This window comes from Aeromonas sp. s9 (assembly GCF_040907765.1).
Classification (GTDB): Bacteria; Pseudomonadota; Gammaproteobacteria; order Enterobacterales; family Aeromonadaceae; genus Aeromonas; species Aeromonas caviae.
On record NZ_JBFOCK010000072.1, the window covers coordinates 25,877 to 47,190 of the forward strand.

Annotated in this window: 15 protein-coding genes and 6 tRNA genes; 13 read left to right on the top strand and 8 right to left on the bottom strand. The window is 61.2% G+C overall.

All coding sequences use genetic code 11. The features are described from left to right. The first annotated feature begins 3 nt into the window (after positions 1–3). Positions 4–1,602, top strand: a complete 1,599-nt coding sequence (locus AB5Y54_RS14735) for a BCCT family transporter (RefSeq protein ID WP_042879412.1) — start codon at positions 4–6, stop codon at positions 1,600–1,602. 70 nt (positions 1,603–1,672) lie between these two features. Here AB5Y54_RS14735 and mutS read toward each other — a convergent pair whose 3' ends face one another. Continuing rightward, a complete protein-coding gene (gene mutS / locus AB5Y54_RS14740; protein ID WP_109112148.1) occupies positions 1,673–4,243 on the bottom strand; it encodes a DNA mismatch repair protein MutS in 2,571 nt (856 codons plus the stop codon). A gap of 263 nt (positions 4,244–4,506) precedes the next feature. After that, positions 4,507–4,914, bottom strand: coding sequence for a Spy/CpxP family protein refolding chaperone (locus AB5Y54_RS14745; protein ID WP_160837311.1), 408 nt, complete (start codon positions 4,912–4,914; stop codon positions 4,507–4,509). A gap of 199 nt (positions 4,915–5,113) precedes the next feature. On the opposite strand from AB5Y54_RS14745, the gene pncC reads away from it, so the two are divergent. The 12 genes from pncC to AB5Y54_RS14805 all read left to right on the top strand — a co-directional run bounded on the left by pncC (position 5,114) and on the right by AB5Y54_RS14805 (position 12,608). After that, positions 5,114–5,605: a nicotinamide-nucleotide amidase gene (gene pncC / locus AB5Y54_RS14750; RefSeq protein ID WP_029313644.1), complete on the top strand. Its 492-nt coding sequence runs from the start codon at positions 5,114–5,116 to the stop codon at positions 5,603–5,605. A gap of 80 nt (positions 5,606–5,685) precedes the next feature. Beyond that, positions 5,686–6,750 (top strand): recombinase RecA, encoded by a 1,065-nt coding sequence (gene recA / locus AB5Y54_RS14755; RefSeq protein WP_010672819.1) that lies wholly within the window; start codon positions 5,686–5,688, stop codon positions 6,748–6,750. Between the two features lie 41 nt (positions 6,751–6,791). Next, the gene (locus AB5Y54_RS14760) at positions 6,792–7,298 is read left to right on the top strand and encodes a regulatory protein RecX (protein WP_113978665.1); all 507 of its coding nucleotides are present in this window, start codon (positions 6,792–6,794) and stop codon (positions 7,296–7,298) included. A gap of 272 nt (positions 7,299–7,570) precedes the next feature. Then, a complete protein-coding gene (gene alaS / locus AB5Y54_RS14765; RefSeq protein WP_119197023.1) occupies positions 7,571–10,195 on the top strand; it encodes an alanine--tRNA ligase in 2,625 nt (874 codons plus the stop codon). Between the two features lie 16 nt (positions 10,196–10,211). Beyond that, the gene (locus tag AB5Y54_RS14770; RefSeq protein ID WP_010672822.1) at positions 10,212–11,459 is read left to right on the top strand and encodes an aspartate kinase; all 1,248 of its coding nucleotides are present in this window, start codon (positions 10,212–10,214) and stop codon (positions 11,457–11,459) included. A 93-nt stretch (positions 11,460–11,552) separates the two neighbouring features. Next, positions 11,553–11,741, top strand: coding sequence for a carbon storage regulator CsrA (csrA, locus tag AB5Y54_RS14775; RefSeq protein ID WP_005315760.1), 189 nt, complete (start codon positions 11,553–11,555; stop codon positions 11,739–11,741). 212 nt (positions 11,742–11,953) lie between these two features. Next, positions 11,954–12,046, top strand: a tRNA-Ser gene (locus AB5Y54_RS14780). A gap of 4 nt (positions 12,047–12,050) precedes the next feature. Continuing rightward, a tRNA-Arg gene (locus tag AB5Y54_RS14785) sits at positions 12,051–12,127 on the top strand. Positions 12,128–12,221: 94 nt separating this feature from the next. Then, positions 12,222–12,298 (top strand) — tRNA-Arg (locus tag AB5Y54_RS14790). A 25-nt stretch (positions 12,299–12,323) separates the two neighbouring features. Then, positions 12,324–12,400, top strand: a tRNA-Arg gene (locus AB5Y54_RS14795). 27 nt (positions 12,401–12,427) lie between these two features. Next, a tRNA-Arg gene (locus AB5Y54_RS14800) sits at positions 12,428–12,504 on the top strand. 27 nt (positions 12,505–12,531) lie between these two features. After that, positions 12,532–12,608, top strand: a tRNA-Arg gene (locus AB5Y54_RS14805). Between the two features lie 325 nt (positions 12,609–12,933). On the opposite strand, the gene pbpG is transcribed toward AB5Y54_RS14805, so the two are convergent. The 6 genes from pbpG to pepA all read right to left on the bottom strand — a co-directional run bounded on the left by pbpG (position 12,934) and on the right by pepA (position 21,148). Beyond that, entirely contained in the window at positions 12,934–13,761 is an 828-nt protein-coding gene (pbpG, locus tag AB5Y54_RS14810; protein ID WP_029313722.1) for a D-alanyl-D-alanine endopeptidase, read from the bottom strand. 136 nt (positions 13,762–13,897) lie between these two features. Continuing rightward, positions 13,898–14,563 carry a DedA family protein gene (locus AB5Y54_RS14815; RefSeq protein ID WP_039040923.1) on the bottom strand — a complete coding sequence of 222 codons (666 nt, stop codon included), beginning with the start codon at positions 14,561–14,563 and terminating at the stop codon, positions 13,898–13,900. A gap of 18 nt (positions 14,564–14,581) precedes the next feature. Then, a complete protein-coding gene (locus AB5Y54_RS14820) occupies positions 14,582–15,874 on the bottom strand; it encodes a hemolysin family protein (RefSeq protein ID WP_368153952.1) in 1,293 nt (430 codons plus the stop codon). A 207-nt stretch (positions 15,875–16,081) separates the two neighbouring features. Continuing rightward, on the bottom strand, positions 16,082–18,946 hold the full coding sequence (locus AB5Y54_RS14825) for a valine--tRNA ligase (RefSeq protein WP_164882025.1): 2,865 nt from the start codon (positions 18,944–18,946) through the stop codon (positions 16,082–16,084). A 65-nt stretch (positions 18,947–19,011) separates the two neighbouring features. Then, the gene (locus AB5Y54_RS14830; RefSeq protein WP_010672959.1) at positions 19,012–19,467 is read right to left on the bottom strand and encodes a DNA polymerase III subunit chi; all 456 of its coding nucleotides are present in this window, start codon (positions 19,465–19,467) and stop codon (positions 19,012–19,014) included. Between the two features lie 169 nt (positions 19,468–19,636). Then, the gene (gene pepA, locus AB5Y54_RS14835) at positions 19,637–21,148 is read right to left on the bottom strand and encodes a leucyl aminopeptidase (RefSeq protein ID WP_010672960.1); all 1,512 of its coding nucleotides are present in this window, start codon (positions 21,146–21,148) and stop codon (positions 19,637–19,639) included. Positions 21,149–21,314 lie beyond the last annotated feature (166 nt).

The window sequence follows — 21,314 nt, forward strand, 5'->3', positions numbered from 1 at the left end:
CCGATGCGAGCAACCAAAGGGCTTTTGAAAGGCCTCAATCCCACCATGGCCATGACGGCCCTGACCGTCGTGACCCTCTTCCTGCTGTTCGGCGTCTTTGATCCGGATACCGCAGGCACCTGGTTTACCGGGGCCAAGGACACCATCATTGCTGGCTTCAAGTGGTATTACATCCTGGTGGTCGCCCTGTTCCTGTTCTTCGCCGTCTACCTGATGTTCAGCCGCTTTGGCAGCATCCGGCTGGGCGACGACGACCAGGTACCGGAGTTTGGCTACTTTGCCTGGTTTTCCATGCTGTTCAGCGCAGGCATGGGCATAGGCCTGGTGTTCTGGAGTATCGCCGAGCCCATGTATCACCTGCAGGGCAACCCCTTCATCACCGAAGGTATGACGCCGGAAGCGGCCCAGATCGCCATGCGCCTCACCTTCTTCCACTGGGGTCTGCACCCCTGGGCCATCTATGTGATCGTCGGCCTGTCGCTGGCCTTCTTCAGCTACCGGCGCAAGTTGCCGCTGGCCATCCGCTCCGTGCTCTACCCCATTCTTGGCGATCGCATCTACGGCTTCTGGGGCCATGCCGCCGACGTGCTGGCGGTGTTCGGTACCGTGTTCGGGGTGGCGACCTCCCTTGGGCTGGGAGTTTCCCAGATGAACACCGGCCTCAATCAGATGTTCGGCATGGGCGTGTCACAAGCGAACCAGCTCTGGCTCATCGGTGGCATCAGCCTGATTGCCACCCTGTCGGCCATCTCCGGCGTCGGGCGCGGGGTGAAGATCCTCTCCGAACTCAATATCTGGTTGAGCGTGTTCGTGCTGGGCCTCTTCCTGGTGCTGGGGCCAACCACCTATATCCTCAACGCCTATGTGCAGAACATCGGTGATTACCTGCAGAACATCGTCAAGCTGAGCTTCTGGACCAATACCGAAGCCAACGGTACCTCGGCCTGGCAGTCCAGCTGGACCGCATTTTACTGGGGCTGGTGGATCGCGTGGGCACCCTTTGTCGGCATGTTCATCGCCCGCATCTCCAAGGGCCGCACGATTCGTGAATTCGTGCTCGGTGTCCTGCTGGTGCCCTCCCTGCTCGGCATGCTCTGGCTCACCGTGTTCGGCGGGACTGCCATGAACCTGGAGCTGTTCGGTGGCGGCGGCGTAGTGGAAGCGGTCAATCAGGATGTCACCATGGCGCTCTACAAGACGGTGGAACTGCTGCACTGGGATACCTTCGGCTGGATTGCCAAGGGGGTGCTGACCCTGCTTATATGCACCTACTTCATCACCTCCAGCGATTCGGGCACGCTCGTGATTACGACGCTGCTCTCCATCGGCGATCAGGATCCCCCGGTGCTGCACCGCGCCATCTGGGGGCTGGGGCAGGGGCTGGTCGCGGCCATTCTGCTGGTCTCCGGCGGGCTTGCCGCCCTGCAGGCCGCCAGCATCATCGCCGCGCTGCCCTTCTCGGTCATCATGCTGGCCATGTGCTACTCCCTGATGCAGGGGCTCAAACAGGAGAGCCAGCACCAGTTCGAATACAGGCAGAAGCTCAAGCGCCATCCGGGGTCGGTCAATCTGAGCCTGATGGATCGCATCGGTCCGGGCTGATGACAGGTTCGGTCAAACGAAAGGGGAACCTCGCGGTTCCCCTTTTTCATGCCTGTTCGGCGGTCGGTAGCTACAGCATCTGCTTGAGTCGATAGAGCAGGTCAAGGGCCTGTCGCGGGGTCAGCTCGTCCGGGCGAACTGCTGCCAGCTCCTCCACCACAGGATGGGGTTGCGGGGCGAGAGTGACCGGAGCCGGACGACTTTCGCCGGCGGCCACCGGAGTGGCACTCTCCAGCTCGTGCAGTTTGTGGCGGGCCTGGTGGATCACCGATTTCGGCACCCCGGCCAGCGCCGCTACCTGCAGGCCGTAGGATCGGCTGGCCGCACCTTCCTGCACCGCGTGCATAAAGGCGATGGTGTCGCCGTGCTCCACCGCATCCAGGTGGACGTTGGCCAGCCCGCTCATCAGCTCGGGCAGGCGGGTCAGCTCGAAGTAGTGAGTGGCGAACAGGGTGTAGGCGCCAATCTTGCTTGCCAGCTGCTCGGCGCAGGCCCAGGCCAGCGAGAGGCCGTCGTAGGTGCTGGTGCCGCGGCCAATTTCGTCCATCAGCACCAGACTGCGGGCGGTGGCGTTGTTGAGGATATTGGCGGTTTCGGTCATCTCCACCATAAAGGTGGAGCGGCCGGAGGCGAGATCATCCGACGCCCCGATGCGGGTGAAGATGCGGTCGATGGGGCCGATGCGGGCGCTGTCGGCGGGCACGAATGCGCCGATATGGGCCAGCAGAACGATGAGCGCAGTCTGGCGCATGTAGGTGGATTTACCGCCCATGTTGGGGCCGGTGATTATCAACATCCGCCGCTCCCGCTCCAGCTGTATCGGGTTGGCGATAAAGGGGTCGGTCATCACCTGCTCCACCACGGGATGGCGGCCCGCCTCGATGATGATCTGATCCTCGTCGATGAGGGTGGGGCAGCGATAGTCGAGGGTCTCTGCCCGCTCGGCCAGGTTGGCCAGCACGTCCAGCTCCGCCAGTGCGGCAGCAGACTCCTGCAGATCGCCGAGGTGCGGCAGCAGGGCGTCGAGCAGCTCTTCGTAGAGACGTTTTTCCAGCGCCAGCGCCTGGGCCTGGGCGGTGAGCACTTTGTCCTCGTACTTCTTCAGCTCATCGATGATGTAGCGCTCGTTGTTTTTCAGCGTCTGGCGGCGGATGTAGTGGGCCGGCACCAGGTGGCTGTTAGCGCGGCTCACCTCGATGTAGAAGCCGTGCACCTTGTTGTAGCCCACCTTGAGGGTGTTGATGCCGGTGAGCGCCTTCTCCCGCTCCTCGATGCGGGCCAGGCTGGCGGTGGCGCCATTGGCCAGATCCCGCAGCTCGTCCAGCTCCTGATTGAACCCTTCACGGATGACGCCGCCATCGCGGATGAGCACCGGTGGCACCTCCATCACGGCACGCTCCAGCAGGTCGAACAGTTCGGGGAAGGTGCTCGCCCGCTCGCGCAGCTGCTGCACCGCCTCGTGCTCGCTCTCCGCCAGCAGACGCTGCAACTCGGGCAGCTGAGCAAAAGCCTGCCGCAGCCGGGTCAGATCGCGCGGGCGGGCCGAGCGCAGGGCGAGGCGCGCCAGCACCCGCTCCACATCGCCGACCTGGCGCAGCAAACCGCCCAGCTCGTCATAGAGGTTCTGCTCGATGAGCTCCTTGATGGTGCTCTGGCGACCTTTGAGGATCACCCGATCGCGGATCGGCTGGTGGATCCAGCGCTTGAGCAGGCGGCTGCCCATCGGCGTGGCGGTGCAATCGAGCACGGCGGAGAGGGTGTTGTCGTGACCGCCGGCCAGATTCTGGGTCAGCTCCAGATTGCGGCGGGTGGCGGCATCCATGATGACCGCATGATCGGGCTGCTCCAGGCGCACGCTGCGAATGTGGGGCAGGGCGGTGCGCTGGGTGTCTTTCACGTACTGCATCAGGCAGCCGGCGGCGCACAGGGCGGTCTCGCTCTGCTCGACCCCAAAGCCCACCAGATCCTGGGTGCCGAACTGCTGGCACAAGAGCTTGCGGGCGGTGCCGAGCTCGAACTCCCACTCCGGGCGGCGGCGCAGACCGCGGCGACCCTCGATATGGTGCAGGAAGGCGAACGATTCGGGGTAGAGCAGCTCCGCCGGATTGGTGCGTTGCAACTCGGCGAGCAGGGTCTCTTCTTTCTCGAACTGGTTGATGAAGAAGCGGCCGGAGCCGATGTCCATGGTGCCGTAACCGAAGCGGCGGCCATCGTGGTAGACGGCGGCGATCAGGTTGTCCTGCCGCTCGCTGAGCAGCGCCTCGTCGGAGACGGTACCCGGGGTGATGATGCGAATGACCTTGCGCTCCACCGGCCCCTTGCTGGTGGCGGGATCCCCCACCTGCTCGCAGATGGCGGCCGATTCGCCGAGCTGTACCAGCTTGGCGAGATACCCCTCGATGGCGTGATAGGGCACCCCGGCCATCGGGATGGGGCTGCCGGCCGACTGGCCGCGCTTGGTCAGGGAGATGTCGAGCAGCTGGGAGGCCTTGCGGGCGTCGTCGTAGAAGAGCTCGTAGAAGTCGCCCATGCGATAGAACAGCAGGATCTCCGGGTTTTCGGCCTTCAGAGTCAGATACTGCTGCATCATGGGGGTGTGGGCGCTCAAGTTGGCGCCTGGCGCTTGGTATTGTGCTGTCATGTGCTATTCCAGAAGGTGCTCTTGCGGGCAAACGTCTGCCGTCATGGGTCTGAATCTGGGGGCCATTCTACATGCTCGAGGCAAGATGGTGAGGAGGAATCTCCGTCTTGGGGGCAAAGCTGGCGTCCCGTCGCGGATCTGTGCATCCGGCTGATGCTGGCCAGAGTGGCCTGGGATGGAGCCTGGCCAAGAAGAGGCACGGGGGAGGAGAAATAGCATCCCCGCACGGATGCGGGGATGGGAGAGCGGGGAGAGTGTCGCCCTCAGTACATGGCTTCGTCGCCGCTCAGCATCTCGTGCAGCTTGGCTTTCTGCTCGGGCGTCAGCACCCGGCTCACCTCGAAGAGGTAGTGGGCGCGATGGTAGCGGGCCTCGGCCTGTACGTCGCTGATGGTCTGCAACTGCTTTCTCGCCGCCACTTCATCCCACTTGCCGGACTTGATCATGTTGACGATGACATCCTGGCCGATTGCGTCGAGCTTGATTGAGCCCAGCTCCCTGGTGACCTGCTCGCGCAGCCCCTTGATCTGCTCCGCCTGGGCGCTGGAGAGGTTCAGCTCCTGGGTCAGGGTGGTCTCGCTCTGCAGCTCGGCGGTGCCCTCGGTGGCAAAGGCATGGGTGGCGATACACATTGCGAGGGCTGTCATGGCGACGTTGAACGGATGCATCATCCGGCTTTCTCCTTGGTCTGATGGGATGGAAACCGCATGCATGGCGGTGTTGGAACATGATAATGAGCAGCCATGTACTGGAGCTTAAGCGACGACAACTTGCTGACGCAGTGGCCCCGGGGTCGGTTGCCCGAGGGGCGGGGCAACTGCATAATGAGCGCCATATTTCGCCTGGAAGAGGCTGGAAGAGGAGGCGATGATGGGACTTGAAGCAGAGATCTCCCGCTTATCCCGGGAACTGGGCGAGGCACTGCTGGCCAGAGGCTGGCTGGCCGCCACGGCGGAATCCTGCACCGGCGGCGGGGTTGCCACTGCCATCACGGATACTGCCGGCAGTTCTGCCTGGTTCGATCGCGGTTTCGTGACCTACACCAACGAAGCCAAACAACAGATGCTCGGCGTCAGCATCGACAGCCTGTTGCGCCACGGCGCCGTCAGCGAACCCGTGGTGCTGGAGATGACCCGGGGCTGCCTGGCTCGCTCCGATGCGGGTATCTGCGTGGCCATCAGCGGTATCGCCGGGCCTGGTGGTGGCAGCGAGGAGAAACCGGTCGGCACTGTCTGGTTTGCCTGGGCAGATCGTACCGGTCGTCACCACTCCCTGCTCGCCCGTTTCGATGGGGATCGCCATCAGGTGCGCCAGCAGGCGGTCAGACAGGCCTTGTCCGGACTCCTGGCACTGCTCAAATAAATTGGGCTTGATACTGTATGCATAAACAGTATACTTAGCCCAACTTCACTTCTTATTCACGATTCCCAGCGGAGATTGGCATGGATCAGAACAAACAGAAGGCACTGGCGGCTGCGCTGGGCCAGATCGAAAAGCAGTTTGGCAAAGGCTCCATCATGCGTCTGGGCGACAGCAAGACCATGGATATTGAAGCCATCTCCACCGGCTCTCTCTCTCTGGACGTGGCGCTGGGGATCGGTGGTCTGCCGTGCGGTCGTATCGTCGAGATCTACGGTCCGGAATCCTCCGGTAAAACTACGCTGACCCTGCAGGTGATCGCCGAAGCCCAGAAGAAGGGCAAGACCTGTGCCTTCGTCGATGCGGAGCACGCACTGGATCCTATCTATGCCGCCAAGCTGGGCGTCAACGTCGACGACCTGCTCATCTCCCAGCCGGATACCGGTGAACAGGCACTGGAGATTTGCGACATGCTGGTGCGCTCCAATGCCGTCGACGTCATCATCGTCGACTCCGTGGCTGCCCTGACCCCGAAAGCGGAAATCGAAGGGGAGATGGGTGACTCCCACGTCGGCCTGCAGGCCCGACTGATGTCCCAGGCGCTGCGTAAATTGACCGCCAACATCAAGAACGCCAACTGCCTGTGCATCTTCATCAACCAGATCCGGATGAAGATTGGCGTCATGTTCGGCAGCCCGGAGACCACCACCGGTGGTAACGCTCTGAAGTTTTACGCCTCCGTGCGCCTTGACATCCGTCGTACCGGCGCCATCAAGGAAGGGGACGAGGTGGTCGGCAACGAAACCCGCGTCAAGGTCGTCAAGAACAAGGTGGCGCCACCCTTCAAGCAGGCTGAGTTCCAGATCTTCTATGGTGCCGGTATCTCCAAGGAGGGCGAGCTGGTGGATCTCGGCGTCAAGCACAAGCTGATCGACAAGGCGGGCGCCTGGTACAGCTACAACGGCGAGAAGATCGGCCAGGGCAAAGCCAACGTGATGAAGCTCTTCTCCGAAAACAAGGCACTGGCTGCCGAGGTGGAAGTGAAGCTGCGCGAGCTGCTGCTCTCTGGCGCCGCGCCGGTGGAAGAGAAGGCCACGGCTGCCGAATACGACGAGTTTGAAGCCGAAAACGAACAAGAGTTCGAATAAGGAATGAGGAAAGGCCGGGTTGATACCCGGCCTTGTTGTTTATGGCGGATGAATCAGTGAACGAAACGGGCGAGCCCGTCGAATTGACCTTTGAAGAGCAGCTGGCGGCCGCCCGTGCCTACGCCATGCGCAGTCTGGCCCGTCGCGAGAGTGCCGAGTCGGAGCTGGCCAGACGCCTGCGTCAGAAGGGATTCGAGGAGGAGGTGGTCGCCGTTGTACTCGACCATTGCCGTGGCTATGGCTGGGTCAATGACGATCGTTACGGTGCCATGGCGGTGCGGGCTGGTGCGGCCAAAGGCCATGGTCCGCTCAGGATCCGCTTCGATCTGCGCCGCAAGGGGCTGGATGACACCCAGATCGAGGCTGCCCTGGATCAACCCGAGCTCGACTGGTTCGAACTGGCGCTTGCGTTGTTGTCGCGTCGGGCAAAGGCGACCGACCTTGCCGACTTCAAACTGCGCATGAAGTGGCTCAAATATCTGATGGGGCGTGGTTTTACCCAGGAACAAGCCCGTTACGCCCTCTCAGCCATGCAAGGTGAGCAATAGTGGCGCGCCAAGGTTGAACACCTATAGCAACTGGTGTGCGGTGCGGCTGGTGGGGAATATCAGCCCTTCGCCGAGTCTGTCGATGGCGGCCCTGTGGTCGAGCGAGGCATCCCGAAGCCCCCCTGTTGCGACGTGCTTACGGGTGCTGCTGCCAAACGCTGGCCCCTTGGGGGCTATTTCACCCGCCAAGGGTCCCCACGTTTTACTTTACCCTGCAGAAAACTTACATTAATGCGGTTAAAAGTCCGTATTCGAATCAAGCAGGATTTTCCATGTACATGTCCACGTCAGAGATTCGCGCTGCGTTTCTCGAGTATTTCCGCACCCAGGGACACCAGGTTGTCTCTTCCAGCTCGCTGGTACCGCACAACGATCCGACCCTGCTGTTCACCAACGCAGGGATGAACCAGTTCAAGGACGTGTTCCTTGGCGCCGACAAGCGTGCCTATCATCGTGCCACCACGGCCCAGCGTTGCGTGCGGGCTGGCGGCAAGCACAATGACCTGGAAAACGTCGGCTATACCGCCCGTCACCACACCTTCTTCGAGATGCTGGGCAACTTCAGCTTCGGTGACTACTTCAAACAGGACGCCATCCGGTTTGCATGGGAATTCCTGACCGGTACCCTCAAGCTGCCCAAAGAGCGCCTGCTGGTGACCGTCTACGCGACTGACGACGAAGCCTTCGACATCTGGGAAAAAGAGGTCGGCGTGCCGGCCGATCGCATCGTGCGCATCGGTGACAACAAGGGTGCTCCTTATGCATCCGACAACTTCTGGGCCATGGGCGATACCGGCCCATGCGGTCCCTGCACCGAGATCTTCTACGACCACGGCGATCACATCTGGGGTGGCCCTCCCGGTTCACCGGAAGAGGATGGCGACCGCTTCATCGAGATCTGGAACGTGGTCTTCATGCAGTTCAACCGTCAGGCTGACGGCACCATGGAGCCGCTGCCCCGTCCGTCCGTGGATACCGGCATGGGTCTGGAGCGGATCTCCGCCATCATGCAGGGGGTGCACTCCAACTATGAGATCGACATCTTCCAGGCGTTGATCAAGAAGGCGGCCGAGATTGTCGGCACCACGGATCTGAGCAACCAGTCCCTGCGCGTCATCGCGGACCACATCCGTTCCTGCGCCTTCCTGGTGGCTGACGGTGTCATGCCCTCCAATGAAGGTCGCGGCTACGTGCTGCGCCGCATCATCCGCCGCGCCGTGCGTCACGGCCGCAAGCTGGGTGCTACCGACGTCTTCTTCTACAAGCTGGCTGCCGAGCTGGCCGTGCAGATGAAGGATGTGGCGGCGGAACTGATCGCCCAGCTGCCGCTGGTCGAGCGTGTGCTGCGCATCGAGGAGGAGCAGTTCGTCCGCACCCTGGACAGAGGTCTGCTGCTGCTGGAAGACGTCCTGGCCAACCTCGGTGATGCCAAGGTTATCCCGGGTGAAGTGGTGTTCAAGCTCTATGACACTTACGGCTTCCCGGCCGACCTGACCGCCGATGTGGTGCGCGAGCGCGAGATCGGCATCGACGAAGAGGGCTTCAAGGCCGAGATGGAGAAGCAGCGCGCCCGCGCGAAAGAGGCTTCCAGTTTCGGCGTGAACTACAACGACGTGCTGAAGCTCGATTTCGAGACCCCCTTTACCGGTTACAAACAGCTGAGCCAGAACACCCAGGTGGTCGGTATCTACAAGGATGGTGTCGAGGTCAATGGCCTTATCGCCGGTGAAGAGGCCGTGATCGTGCTGGCGGAGACCCCCTTCTATGCGGAGTCCGGCGGTCAGGTGGGTGACAGCGGCATCCTCAAGGTGGATGACGGCATCTTCGCCGTCACCGACACCCAGAAAGCGGGCAAGGCGATCATCCACAAGGGCTATCTGGAACTGGGTACCCTGGAGAAGGGAGCCGAGGTCGAGGCCGTGGTCGATGGCGACCGTCGTCAGGCCATCGCCCTTAACCACTCCGTGACTCACCTGCTGCACGCGGCCTTGCGCCAGGCGCTGGGTGAGCACGTGACCCAGAAAGGATCCCTGGTGGGCGCCGAGCGCATGCGCTTCGACTTCTCCCACTTCGAAGGGCTGACCATGGCGACCATTCGCCGGATCGAGGAGCTCGTCAACGCCCAGATCCGTGCCAACCACGACGTCAACACCGAGCTGATGAACCTGGATGCCGCCAAGGCGGCCGGCGCCATGGCCCTGTTCGGCGAGAAATACGAAGACGACGTGCGCGTGGTGCGCATGGGCGACTACTCCACCGAGCTGTGCGGCGGTACCCATGCCAAGCGCACCGGTGACATCGGCTTCTTCAAGATCATTGCCGAGAGCGGCATCGCGGCTGGCGTGCGTCGTATCGAAGCGGTCACCGGCAAGAGCGCCATCGATCTGATGCACCAGCTGGGTGAACAGATCGAAGAGGCCGCCGCGTTGGTGAAGGGCGATCAGTTCTCCATCGCCGACAAGGTGCGCCAGGTACTGGACAAGGCCAAGATGATGGAGCGCGAGCTGGAACAGCTCAAGGCCAAGCTGGCGGCGCAGGCGGGTAACGACCTGCTGAGCCAGGTCATCGACATCAATGGTCAGAAGGTGCTGGTTGCCGCCCTGGAAGGGGTCGACCCCAAATCCCTGCGCGGCATGCTGGACGAGCTGAAGAACCAGATGAAATCCGGTGTCGTGCTGCTGGCAACCAGCAGTGATGGCAAGGTCAACCTGATCGCGGGCGTGACCAATGACCTGACCGGCAAGGTCAAGGCTGGTGAGCTGGTCAATCTGGTGGCCCAGCAGGTGGGTGGCAAGGGCGGTGGTCGTCCCGACATGGCACAGGCGGGTGGTACCCAGCCTGAGGCGGTGCCGGCGGCGCTGCAATCCGTTCACTCCTGGTTGGAAGAGCGCCTGTAAGCGGGCGAGGTGATCTGTGGCACTCTATGTACAGAAGTACGGTGGCACCTCGGTCGGCACGCTGGAGCGGATCGAGGCAGTTGCTGAGCGGGTTCAACTGACCCGTGCCCAGGGACATGACGTGGTGGTGGTGGTCTCCGCCATGTCGGGCGAAACCAACCGGTTGCTGGGCATGGCCCAGCAGCTGGACCAGGATGCCAACCGGCGCGAGATGGATGTGCTGATCTCCACCGGTGAGCAGGTCACCATTGCACTGCTGGCGATTGCGCTCAACAAGCGCGGTTGCCCCGCAGTCTCGATGACCGGTGATCAGGTCCGCATCCATACCGACTCCGCCTATGGCAAGGCGCGCATCACCCGTATCGACACCGAGCAGGTGGAAGCCGCACTCGGTGCCGGCAAGGTGGTAGTGATTGCCGGTTTCCAGGGGCGCGATGAGCATAATGCCATCACTACCCTGGGCCGAGGTGGTTCGGATACCACCGCGGTGGCCGTGGCTGCGGCCATCAAGGCCGATGAGTGCCAGATCTTTACCGATGTGGACGGGGTGTATACCACGGATCCGCGCATCGAGCCCAAGGCGCGTCGCCTCGATACCATCACCTTCGAGGAGATGCTCGAGATGGCGAGTCTCGGCGCCAAGGTGTTGCAGATCCGTTCGGTCGAGTTCGCGGGCAAGTACCGCGTGCCGCTAAGGGTGCTGTCGAGTTTCGTCGACGGAGAGGGAACCTTAATCACATATGGAGGTGAGAGGATGGAAGCACCCCTGGTATCCGGCATTGCGTTCAATCGCAACGAGGCCAGCCTGACCATTCTGGGTGTGCCGGACAGGCCGACCGTGGCCGCGCAGATCCTGAATCCGATCAGCGACGCCAACATAGATGTCGACATGATAGTGCAGAACACCATGGGGGATGGTACCGCCGACTTCACCTTCACGGTGAATCGCGATGATTATCGCCGGGCCCGCGCCTTGCTGGAGGAGACCGCCAGCGAGCTGGGGGCCGCCTGCGTGCAGGGCAACGGAGAGATCGCCAAGGTCTCCATCGTCGGGGTCGGCATGTGGAATCATCCTGGTGTAGCGCGCACCATGTTCAAGGTATTGGGTGAGGAAGGGATCAACATGCAGCTGATCTCCACCTCTGAAATCAAGATATCCGTGGTGATTGACGAGAAGTACCTGGAGCTGGCCGTGCGTTCGTTGCACTCGGCGTTCGGGTTGGATCAAGAGCCTCATGAGCAGCCCTTGGGAAACAATCCCTGATTGATTTAGTTTCAACCATTTACCATATCGGTATCTTTGTAAGATAATGGCGCATATCGATATAAATACAAAACAGGATACAGGAGCAAGCGAATGCTTATTTTGACTCGTCGTGTAGGGGAAACCCTGATGATTGGTGACGAAGTAACCGTTACCGTACTGGGCGTAAAAGGGAACCAGGTTCGTATCGGTGTGAATGCACCGAAAGAGGTTTCCGTACACCGCGAAGAGATCTACATGCGGATACAGGCCGAGAAAGTCCCGGGCCAACCGAATTTCTAAGCCATTTCATGGCTGCCTGAAGGCGACATCCCGGATGTCGCCTTTTGTTTTTCAGGGGCCTGCAAATCGGCCTGCAGAGCGCGAAACTACTGGGTAAGTGTCGATATTGCTTGAATATTCCACTCTTTGGCCAAATGCTGAGCGAACGCTCTGTTTTCTCCAAAAAAGTGTTTGACTAAAAATCCCTGTGAAGTATTATCAGCCCCGCAAACGGAGAGGTGGCCGAGAGGCTGAAGGCGCTCCCCTGCTAAGGGAGTATGCGGCTTATACCCGCATCGGGGGTTCGAATCCCCCCTTCTCCGCCATTTTGCGCCCGTAGCTCAGCTGGATAGAGTACCTGGCTACGAACCAGGTGGTCAGAGGTTCGAATCCTCTCGGGCGCACCATATTTGACTCTTGGAGTCATGTGTTGACCATCAGCAAGTCGGCACTAAAGAAGGCTTACTGTTGAGTAAGCTTTTTTTATCGTTTGAAAACAGGGCGCCCGTAGCTCAGCTGGATAGAGTACCTGGCTACGAACCAGGTGGTCAGAGGTTCGAATCCTCTCGGGCGCACCATTTCAAGCAATACAATGATTTATGAGCGCCCGTAGCTCAGCTGGATAGAGTACCTGGCTACGAACCAGGTGGTCAGAGGTTCGAATCCTCTCGGGCGCACCATGTTTCAAGCAGTGCAACAATTTATGAGCGCCCGTAGCTCAGCTGGATAGAGTACCTGGCTACGAACCAGGTGGTCAGAGGTTCGAATCCTCTCGGGCGCACCATATTTCAAGCAGTGCAACAAGTTGTGAGCGCCCGTAGCTCAGCTGGATAGAGTACCTGGCTACGAACCAGGTGGTCAGAGGTTCGAATCCTCTCGGGCGCACCATACAGACAGCCTCGACGTCAGTCGGGGCTGTTTTTTTATGGGCGATATCCTCCTCCCCATCATGGGGTTGTCTCTCTCGTGTTCTTCTCCCTGACGCTCCCACGGGGGACTATTCCCCCTTGCTGCACGTGCCCCCGGGTCACCACTCTCGACGGGTCTTGCCTGGCAGGCTGCTGATGCATCCCGTGGCCGTGCCTGTGGACCTGGGTGCCCTTACCATACGCACTATGCTGTGCGGGGCTGGCGCTCTCTGGCGGCTTGCTGAGGCGTTTGGCGGGCAATAAAAAGGATGCCGCGGCATCCTTTCATGTCTTCGTGGAGAGAATCAGCTTTTCAGCCACTTGCGGATGCGGTTGGCATCCCCGACAGGGGTGCGTTTGCCCACCGAGTTGAGCAGTACGATGGCGAGCTCCTGACGATCCGGTTTGGCACGCATCAGCAGGCAGCGGCCCGCTTCGTCGGTATAGCCTGTCTTGGAGAGGCGTACATCCCAGTCCGGGTTCTTCACCAGCGGGTTGGTATTGTTGAACATCAGGCTGTAGGCCGGCTTGTGAAAGCGCATCTCCCTGCTGGTGTCCTGGGTGAATTCACGGATCAGCGGCTGTCGATAGGCCGCAGAGAGGAGCTTGGCCAGATCCTGGGCGGTGGAGACGTTGCGGGTGGAGAGACCGGTGGAGTCATAGTAGCGGGTGTTGCGCATGCCGAGCTGTCTGGCCTTGTTGTTCATGGCGCGGATGAAGGCCTGGCGACCCCCCGGGTAGTGGCGGGCAAGCGCCGAGGCCATGCGGTTCTCGGAGGACATCAGCGCCAGATGCAGGGCGTCGCGGCGGCTGACCTGGGTGCCCATGCGCACCCGTGAATAGGTGTGCTTGATGTTGTCCCTGTCGTTCTGATCGATGGTCAGGGTCTGATTGAGGTTCTGGCGGGCATCCAGCACCACCAGCGCCGTCATCAGCTTGGTGAGGGAGGCGATGGGGCGCACCCGGGTGGGGTTTTTCTGATACAGGGTCTTGCCGGTGTTGACGTCCATCACCAGGGCACTGCCCGATTTGAGCTGCAGCTTGGCCGGGTCGGGGGTCGCCAGGGCTGTCTGCGAACCCAGCAGTCCCATCAATCCACCTACCAGCGCGATTGCGCGAATCCAACACCCCATACAACCAACTCCATCCACAGCGAAAAAAGGCGCTAGATTCACTCATTTTTGCCCCTGCTTTACAAGAGCGAGCTGGGGGAATTCGCCACTATTTTCCATAAAAAAGGGCCGCCTGTGGGCGACCCTGTGGTTTGTCTCACTCTCTGGAGACGCCGGGCTTGCGTCTGCTCCACCAGCGCCAGACCAGAGCGATGAGGCCGCCCACCAGCAGCACGACCGGCAGGTAGATAATGACGCTGAGAAATTGGGACTCATACTGCGCGGCCAGCTTGGTGTGGCTCAGGTAGTAACCCAGCCCGACCAGGGGGCAGATCCACATGATGGAGCTGATCAGGTTGACCACCAGGAAGCGCCCCTGGGGGATCTCGTTGGCACCGACGATGTAGGGGTAGGCGGTACGCACGAAGGCGATGTAGCGGGCGGTGATCAGGGTGATGATGCCGTACTTGTTGAGCAGGTAGTGCACCTTCTCCTTGTGCTTGTCATCGAGGTGTGACATCAGCCTGTGATACATCCGGGTGTGGCCGAGGAAACGCCCCTGCATGTAGCCAAGCCAGGTACCGACGAAGGTCGCCATGATCAGCAGCGGGACCACCGCCATCGGCAACACCCCCTGATAGATCAGCACGCCGGTCAGGATCAGCAGGGTATCCCCTGGCAGGAAGGCGGTGGGGATAAAGCCATTCTCGAGCACCAGGAAGGTCAGCAGGACGACATAGACCATGAAGACCATCTTGGGATCAGAGAGTGTCGCCAGATCCTGATGCATAAAGGCGTGAGCCAGGTGGTAAAACTGCTCCATACATGCAAACTCCGCAGGTTAGCTGGGTTGGTCGGTCAAGGGCATGGCAAGTACCTTGTCGATGCGCAGGCCGTCCATATCCACGATTTCCAGTTGCCACTGTTCCAGGGTGACCAGGTCTCCGGTCTGGGGAAGGCGGCCAAGGAGCAGCATGATAAGCCCTCCAAGGGTGTGATAGTGATGTTTTTCTTCTTCCGGCAGACGAACCAGCTCCAGACAGTCCTTCAATTCTGGCAGTGGAATGAGGCCGTCGAGCAGCCAGCTGCCGTCGGCGCGCTGGAAGGCCCAGTTGTCCTCCCCATCTTCCTGCTGGAAGTCGCCGGCCAGGGTTTCCAGCAGATCCTGCTGGGTGACCAGCCCCTGCAGTTCGCCATACTCGTCCACCACCAGCACCATGTGCTCGGAGTGGGTACGGAAGTGGTTGAGCAGCTCCAGGCCGTTGAGGGTCTCCGGCAGCAGGCTGCCGTCCTGGGTCAGCGCCGCCAGAACGATGGGTTCTCCCTTGATGTAGGCGTGCAGCACCTTGCTGACGTTGAGGATGCCGACGAGATCCGACAGGCTGCCGTCACAGACAGGGAAGAAGCTGTGGCGATACTCCACCAGACGTTGGAGGTTCACTTCCAGCGGCAGTGACAGGTCCAGATAGCGGATGTCGCTGCGCGGCACCATCAGGGAGGCCAGGCTGCGTTCGTCGAGGCGGAACACGTTGCGCAACATAGTGTGCTCATGGTCCTCGATCACCCCCGCTTCGGAGCCCTCCACCAGCATGGCGTGGATCTCCTCCTGAGTGACGTTGTTGCTGCTGCGCTGATCGACCCGCAGCAGCCGCAGGCTGGCATTGGTGGAGGCGGAGAGCAACCAGACGAAGGGACGGGTCAGGGTCGCCAGCCAGAGCATGAGGCGGGCTACCAGACAGGCAATGCGCTCGGCGCTGAGCTGTCCGAGGCGTTTGGGTACGAGCTCCCCTACCACGATGGAGAGATAGGTGACCAGCACGACCACGATGACGGTGGCGAGCAGGCTGCTGCTCTTGGGGGAGAGCCCCCACTCCTGCAGCCAGAGGGCGAAGGGCTGGGCCAGCAGGGACTCGCCATAGATACCGTTGAGCAGGCCGATGCTGGTGATGCCGATCTGTACGGCGGAAAGGAAATGGGTCGGATCTTCCCCGAGCTTGAGGGCGATGGCGGCGGAGCGGCTCCCTTCGCTCGCCATTTTGGCGAGGCGTGCCTTGCGTGCCGTCACGATGGCGATTTCCGACATGGCGAAGACGCCATTGAGCAAAATCAATCCAAACAGGATCAATATTTCCATACTGCAGCAGCACTCCCGATAGAAAAGACCGCTGGCAGTGTAATGAATTTGCGGGCTCTGCGCTTGTGAAAGGAGGTGATTTGGCTCGTGAATTTTTGAATATCGCCCCGGCGGGAGGGATAAAACTGCGGGGCAGGAGAGAGAGAACTGAACCCATGACATGAAAAAGCCCCCGATAAACGGGGGCTTGTCATGTTGCGCTGTGGCTTAGAGCGCTGCGATCTCGGCCTGCTGGGCTTCCAGCTTGGTCAGCTGGAGACGGTAATCTTCCAGCTTCTCGCGCTCCTTGATGATGACCGCTTCCGGCGCCTTGGCGACGAAGGCTTCGTTGCCGAGCTTGCCTTCGATGCGGCCGCACTCGCCCACCAGACGGGCAACCTCTTTGGCCAGACGGGCCAGCTCGGCATCCTTGTCGATGAGACCAGCCATCGGGATCATCAGCTCGGTAGCACCGATCAATTTTTTGACCGACAGCGGGGCGGTTTCACCGTCCGCCAGTACGCGGATGGATTCCAGACGGGCCAGCGACTTGAGGAAGGCCTCGTTGCCCTGGGCGCGCTGGGCATCCTTGGCATCGCACTGGAGCAGCACGTTGAGGGGGACGCTCGGGGCCACGTTCATCTCGGCGCGGATGTTGCGGATGCTGACGATGAACTCCTTCACCCACTCCTGATCCGCCATCGCGGCTTCGTCCACCCTGGCGGCGTCGAATTCCGGGAAGGCCTGAATCATGATGGTGTCGGCGTGTACGCCGGCCAGCGGGGCGACCGATTTCCAGATGGTCTCGGTGATGAACGGGATGATCGGGTGAGCCAGGCGCAGCAGGGTCTCGAGGACGCTAACGAGGGTGTGGCGGGCAGCGCGCTGCTCGGCCTCGGAACCCTTGGTCAATACCGGCTTGGTCAGCTCCAGATACCAGTCACAGAACTGGTTCCAGATAAATTCGTACAAGACGCCTGCCGCGATGTCGAAGCGGTAGGTATCGAGGGCGGTACGGAAGTCCCGGATGGCCACTTGCAGCTGGGACTGGATCCAGCGATCCGCCAGGCTGAACTGCATCTCGCCACCATTCCCTTGCGAAGAGAAGCCGCAATCCTGATCTTCGGTGTTCATCAGCACATAGCGGGAGGCGTTCCACAGCTTGTTGCAGAAGTTGTTGTAGCCATCCAGGCGCTTCATGTCCCAGTTGATGTCACGACCGGTAGAGGCCAGCGCCGCAAGGGTGAAGCGCAGGGCGTCGGTGCCGTGGGCATTGATCCCTTCCGGGAACTGCTTGGCGGTGCGCTTGGCGATCTTCTCGGCCATCTGCGGCTGCATCATGTTGCCGGTGCGCTTCTCCAGCAGGTCTTCCAGGGAGATGCCGTCGATCATGTCGAGGGGGTCCAGCACGTTGCCCTTGGACTTGGACATCTTCTGGCCTTCTTCGTCACGGATGAGGCCGGTGATGTAGACGGTCTTGAACGGGACTTGCGGCTGGCCGTTCTCGTCCTTGATGAAGTGCATGGTCATCATGATCATCCGGGCAATCCAGAAGAAGATGATGTCGAAGCCGCTCATCAGCACGTCGGTCGGGTGGAAGGTCTTGAGTGCCTCGGTGTTGTTCGGCCAGCCCAGGGTGGAGAAGGTCCACAGGGCGGAGCTGAACCAGGTGTCGAGCACGTCTTCGTCCTGACGCAGCACGGTCACGGACGGGATGCTGTGCTTGGCGCGCACTTCCTCTTCGTTGCGGCCCACGTAGACGTTGCCGGCATCGTCATACCATGCCGGGATGCGGTGACCCCACCACAGCTGACGGGAGACGCACCAGTCCTGAATGTCGCGCATCCAGGAGAAGTACATGTTTTCGTACTGCTTCGGCACGAACTGGATGCGGCCATCTTCCACCGCCTCGATGGCGGTCTTGGCCATGGGGGCCACGCGCACGTACCACTGGTCGGTCAGCATGGGCTCGATGGGCACGCCGCCGCGATCGCCGTAAGGCTGTTGCAGCACATGATCCTTGATCTCGGCCAGGAGGCCCAGCTCGTCCAGCTTGGCGACGATGGCCTTGCGGGCGGCGAAGCGCTCCATCCCGGCGAACTCGGTCGGCAGGGCGGCGTCATAGGCGGTGCTGGGGTTGCCATTGGTATCGACCACTTCGGCCTCGGCACGCACGTGGGCGTCCAGGGTGAAGATGTTGATCATCGGCAGGTTGTGGCGCTTGCCCACTTCGTTGTCGTTGAAGTCGTGGGCCGGGGTGATCTTCACGCAGCCGGTGCCTTTCTCCATGTCGGCGTGTTCGTCGGCAACGATGGGGATCAGACGGTTCACCAGCGGCAGCAGGATGTGCTGGCCGATCAGCGCCTTGTAGCGGGGGTCTTCCGGGTTCACGGCCACGGCGGTATCACCCAGCATGGTTTCCGGACGGGTGGTGGCGACGATCAGGTGATCCTGGCCTTCGGCGGTCTTGGCGCCGTTGGCCAGCGGGTAGCGAAGGTGCCACATGTGGCCCTTGATCTCGCGGTTTTCCACTTCCAGGTCGGAGATGGCGGTGTTGAGCTTGGGATCCCAGTTCACCAGACGCTTGCCGCGGTACATCAGGCCGTCTTCGTACAGGCGCACGAACACTTCCTGGACGGCGGCGGAGAGGCCCTCATCCATGGTGAAGCGCTCGCGCTCCCAATCCACGGAGTCACCCAGACGGCGCATCTGACGGGTGATGGTGCCACCGGACTCTTCCTTCCACTGCCAGATCTTGTCGATGAAGGCTTCCCGGCCGTAATCGTGGCGGGTCTTGCCCTCTTCTGCGGCGATCTTGCGCTCAACCACCATCTGGGTGGCGATACCGGCGTGGTCGGTACCCGCCTGCCACAGGGTGTTCTTGCCCTGCATGCGGTTGTAGCGGATCAGGGTGTCCATCAGGGTCTGCTGGAAGGCGTGACCCATGTGCAGGCTGCCGGTGACGTTCGGCGGCGGGATCATGATGCAGAAGGAGTCTTTGCTGGTGTCGCCGTGGGGCTTGAAGTAACCCTGGGCTTCCCAGTGCTGATAGAGCGCCTGTTCGATGGCGTTGTGATTAAAAGTCTTTTCCATGGTCTCGCCGTATTCTGGATGGATGGAGTCTGGTGTTGATTCGTCGTGGATCGAGGGTGGCACAGTCAGGGCTGCGCCGGATCCGGTGCGGCAAGGACGGGCTGATCCCTCATCTCGAGGGTATGGCCCGCCTGGCGATAGTGCTTGTAGCGCTCGCGGGCTTGCTGCTTTTGCGTTTCGTCAGTGGGGACAAAATCTACCACTTGAGCGAAGTGTCCTGCAAACAAAGGTGTCTGCCGGGCCAGGTTGATGAGGCAGGCATAGCGCCGCCGTGGCGGCTGATGGCCTATCTCCACCGGAGCCTGACCGCTCTCCCCCTGCAACTGGTGCGGCACGAAGCGATCGGGCGGCAACTGCCACAACAGCTCGTCCAGACGCAGGGCCTGGGCCTCGTCCTCGCACAGCAGATAGAGGTGGCCTGCGCTCCAGCCATCGGCCGCAAGCTGGCAGGCGAGGCGCTCGACGGCGGAGGCATCCGCATCATCGGGCTGGCTCATCAGGTAAAAGGTCACTTGGCTCATCAGGTCGGTCCCGTTTGGCTGTGACGGACAGCGATTGGCCGTCTTCGGGAGCCGCGTCTGGCACGGACTTCCCGGATTCTCTCAATGAAACAAGGAAGAGGCAGGCCTCTTCCTTGTGATACAGGGTAACGCCTTCTCGCATCGCTCTTCGAGTCGATGGGGAAGGGGATCACTCCTTGTCTTCGACGTCCGCCACGCCGGCCCGGTTGAGCAGGAACTGGGTCAGCAGGGGCACAGGACGGCCAGTGGAGCCCTTCTCCTTGCCGCTCTTCCAGGCGGTCCCTGCGATATCCAGGTGGGCCCAGTTGTATTTCTTGGTGAAGCGCGACAGGAAGGCAGCGGCGGTGATGGTACCGGCCGGACGGCCACCGATGTTGGCCATGTCCGCGAACGGGCTTTCCAGCTGCTCCTGATACTCGTCGAACAGGGGCAGGCGCCAGGCGCGATCGCCGGCCTGTTCGGAGGCGTTGAGCAGCTCGTGGGCCAGGGGGTTGTGGTTCGCCAAGAGGCCAGAGGTATGGTGGCCAAGGGCGATGATGCAGGCACCGGTCAGGGTCGCCACGTCGATCACGGTCTCGGGATCGTAGCGGTCCACATAGGTGAGGGCATCGCACAACACCAGGCGGCCTTCGGCGTCGGTATTGAGCACCTCGACGGTCTGGCCGGACATGGTAGTGAGGATGTCACCGGGGCGGTAGGCGTTGCCCCCCGGCATGTTCTCGCAGCCCGCCAGCACGCCGATGACGTTGATGGGCAGCTGCAACTGGGCCAGGGCGTGCATGGTGCCGAGCACGGAGGCGGCGCCACCCATGTCGTACTTCATCTCGTCCATGCCGTCTGCCGGCTTGATGGAGATGCCGCCGGAGTCGAAGGTCAGCCCCTTGCCTACCAGCACGATGGGCTTGGCGTCGGCGTTGCCCTTGTACTCGATGATGGCCATCATGGCTTCGTTCTCGGAGCCGCGGGCCACTGCCAGGTAGGAGTTCATGCCGAGCTCGGCCATCTCCTGCTCCCCCACCACCCTGGTGGTGATGTTGTCATAGGCATCCGCCAGACGGCGGGCCTGGGAGGCGAGGTAGGCGGGATTGCAGACGTTGGGCGGCATGTTCGCCACGTCGCGGCAGATGCGCACCCCTTTCGCCACGGCCAGGCCGTGGTTGATGGCGCGCTCGCCTATGGTCAGTTCCCGACGCGTCGGCACGTTGAAGACCAGCTTGCGCAGCGGACGGCGCGGTTCGGCCTTGTTGGTCTTGAACTGATCGAAGCTGTAGAGGCCCGCCTTGGTGGTTTCAACCGCCTGACGCACCTTCCAGTAGGTATCCCGACCCTTGACGTGCAGCTCGGTCAGGAAGCAGACCGCCTCCATGGAGCCGGTTTCGTTCAGGGTGGTGATGGTCTTGTTGATGATCTGCTTGTACTGGCGCTCGTCGAGTTCGCGCTCCTTGCCGCACCCGACCAGCAGTACGCGCTCGCTGAGCACGCCCGGTACTTGATGCAGCAGCAGCATCTGGCCCGGTTTCCCTTCCAGGTCGCCACGGCGCAGCAGCGAGCTGAGGTAGCCGTCGCTGATCTTGTCCAGCTGTTCGGCAACCGGAGAGAGGCGGCGGGGCTCAAAAACGCCGACCACGACGCAGGCACTGCGTTGCTTCTCAGGACTGCCACTCTTTACACTGAACTCCATGGAATCTCCTACATCCTAAAGACAAAAGGCACCATTTATTGAATAATGCGGTGCTTGTTGGGGTATCAGAGGCGGAGCGAACAGTCACAGGCTCCGCAGTTCAAACTGGTAAAAATCCAATATAGGGCCCTATTTTTCAGGCATTCGACTAAAAACACAAGTTTAC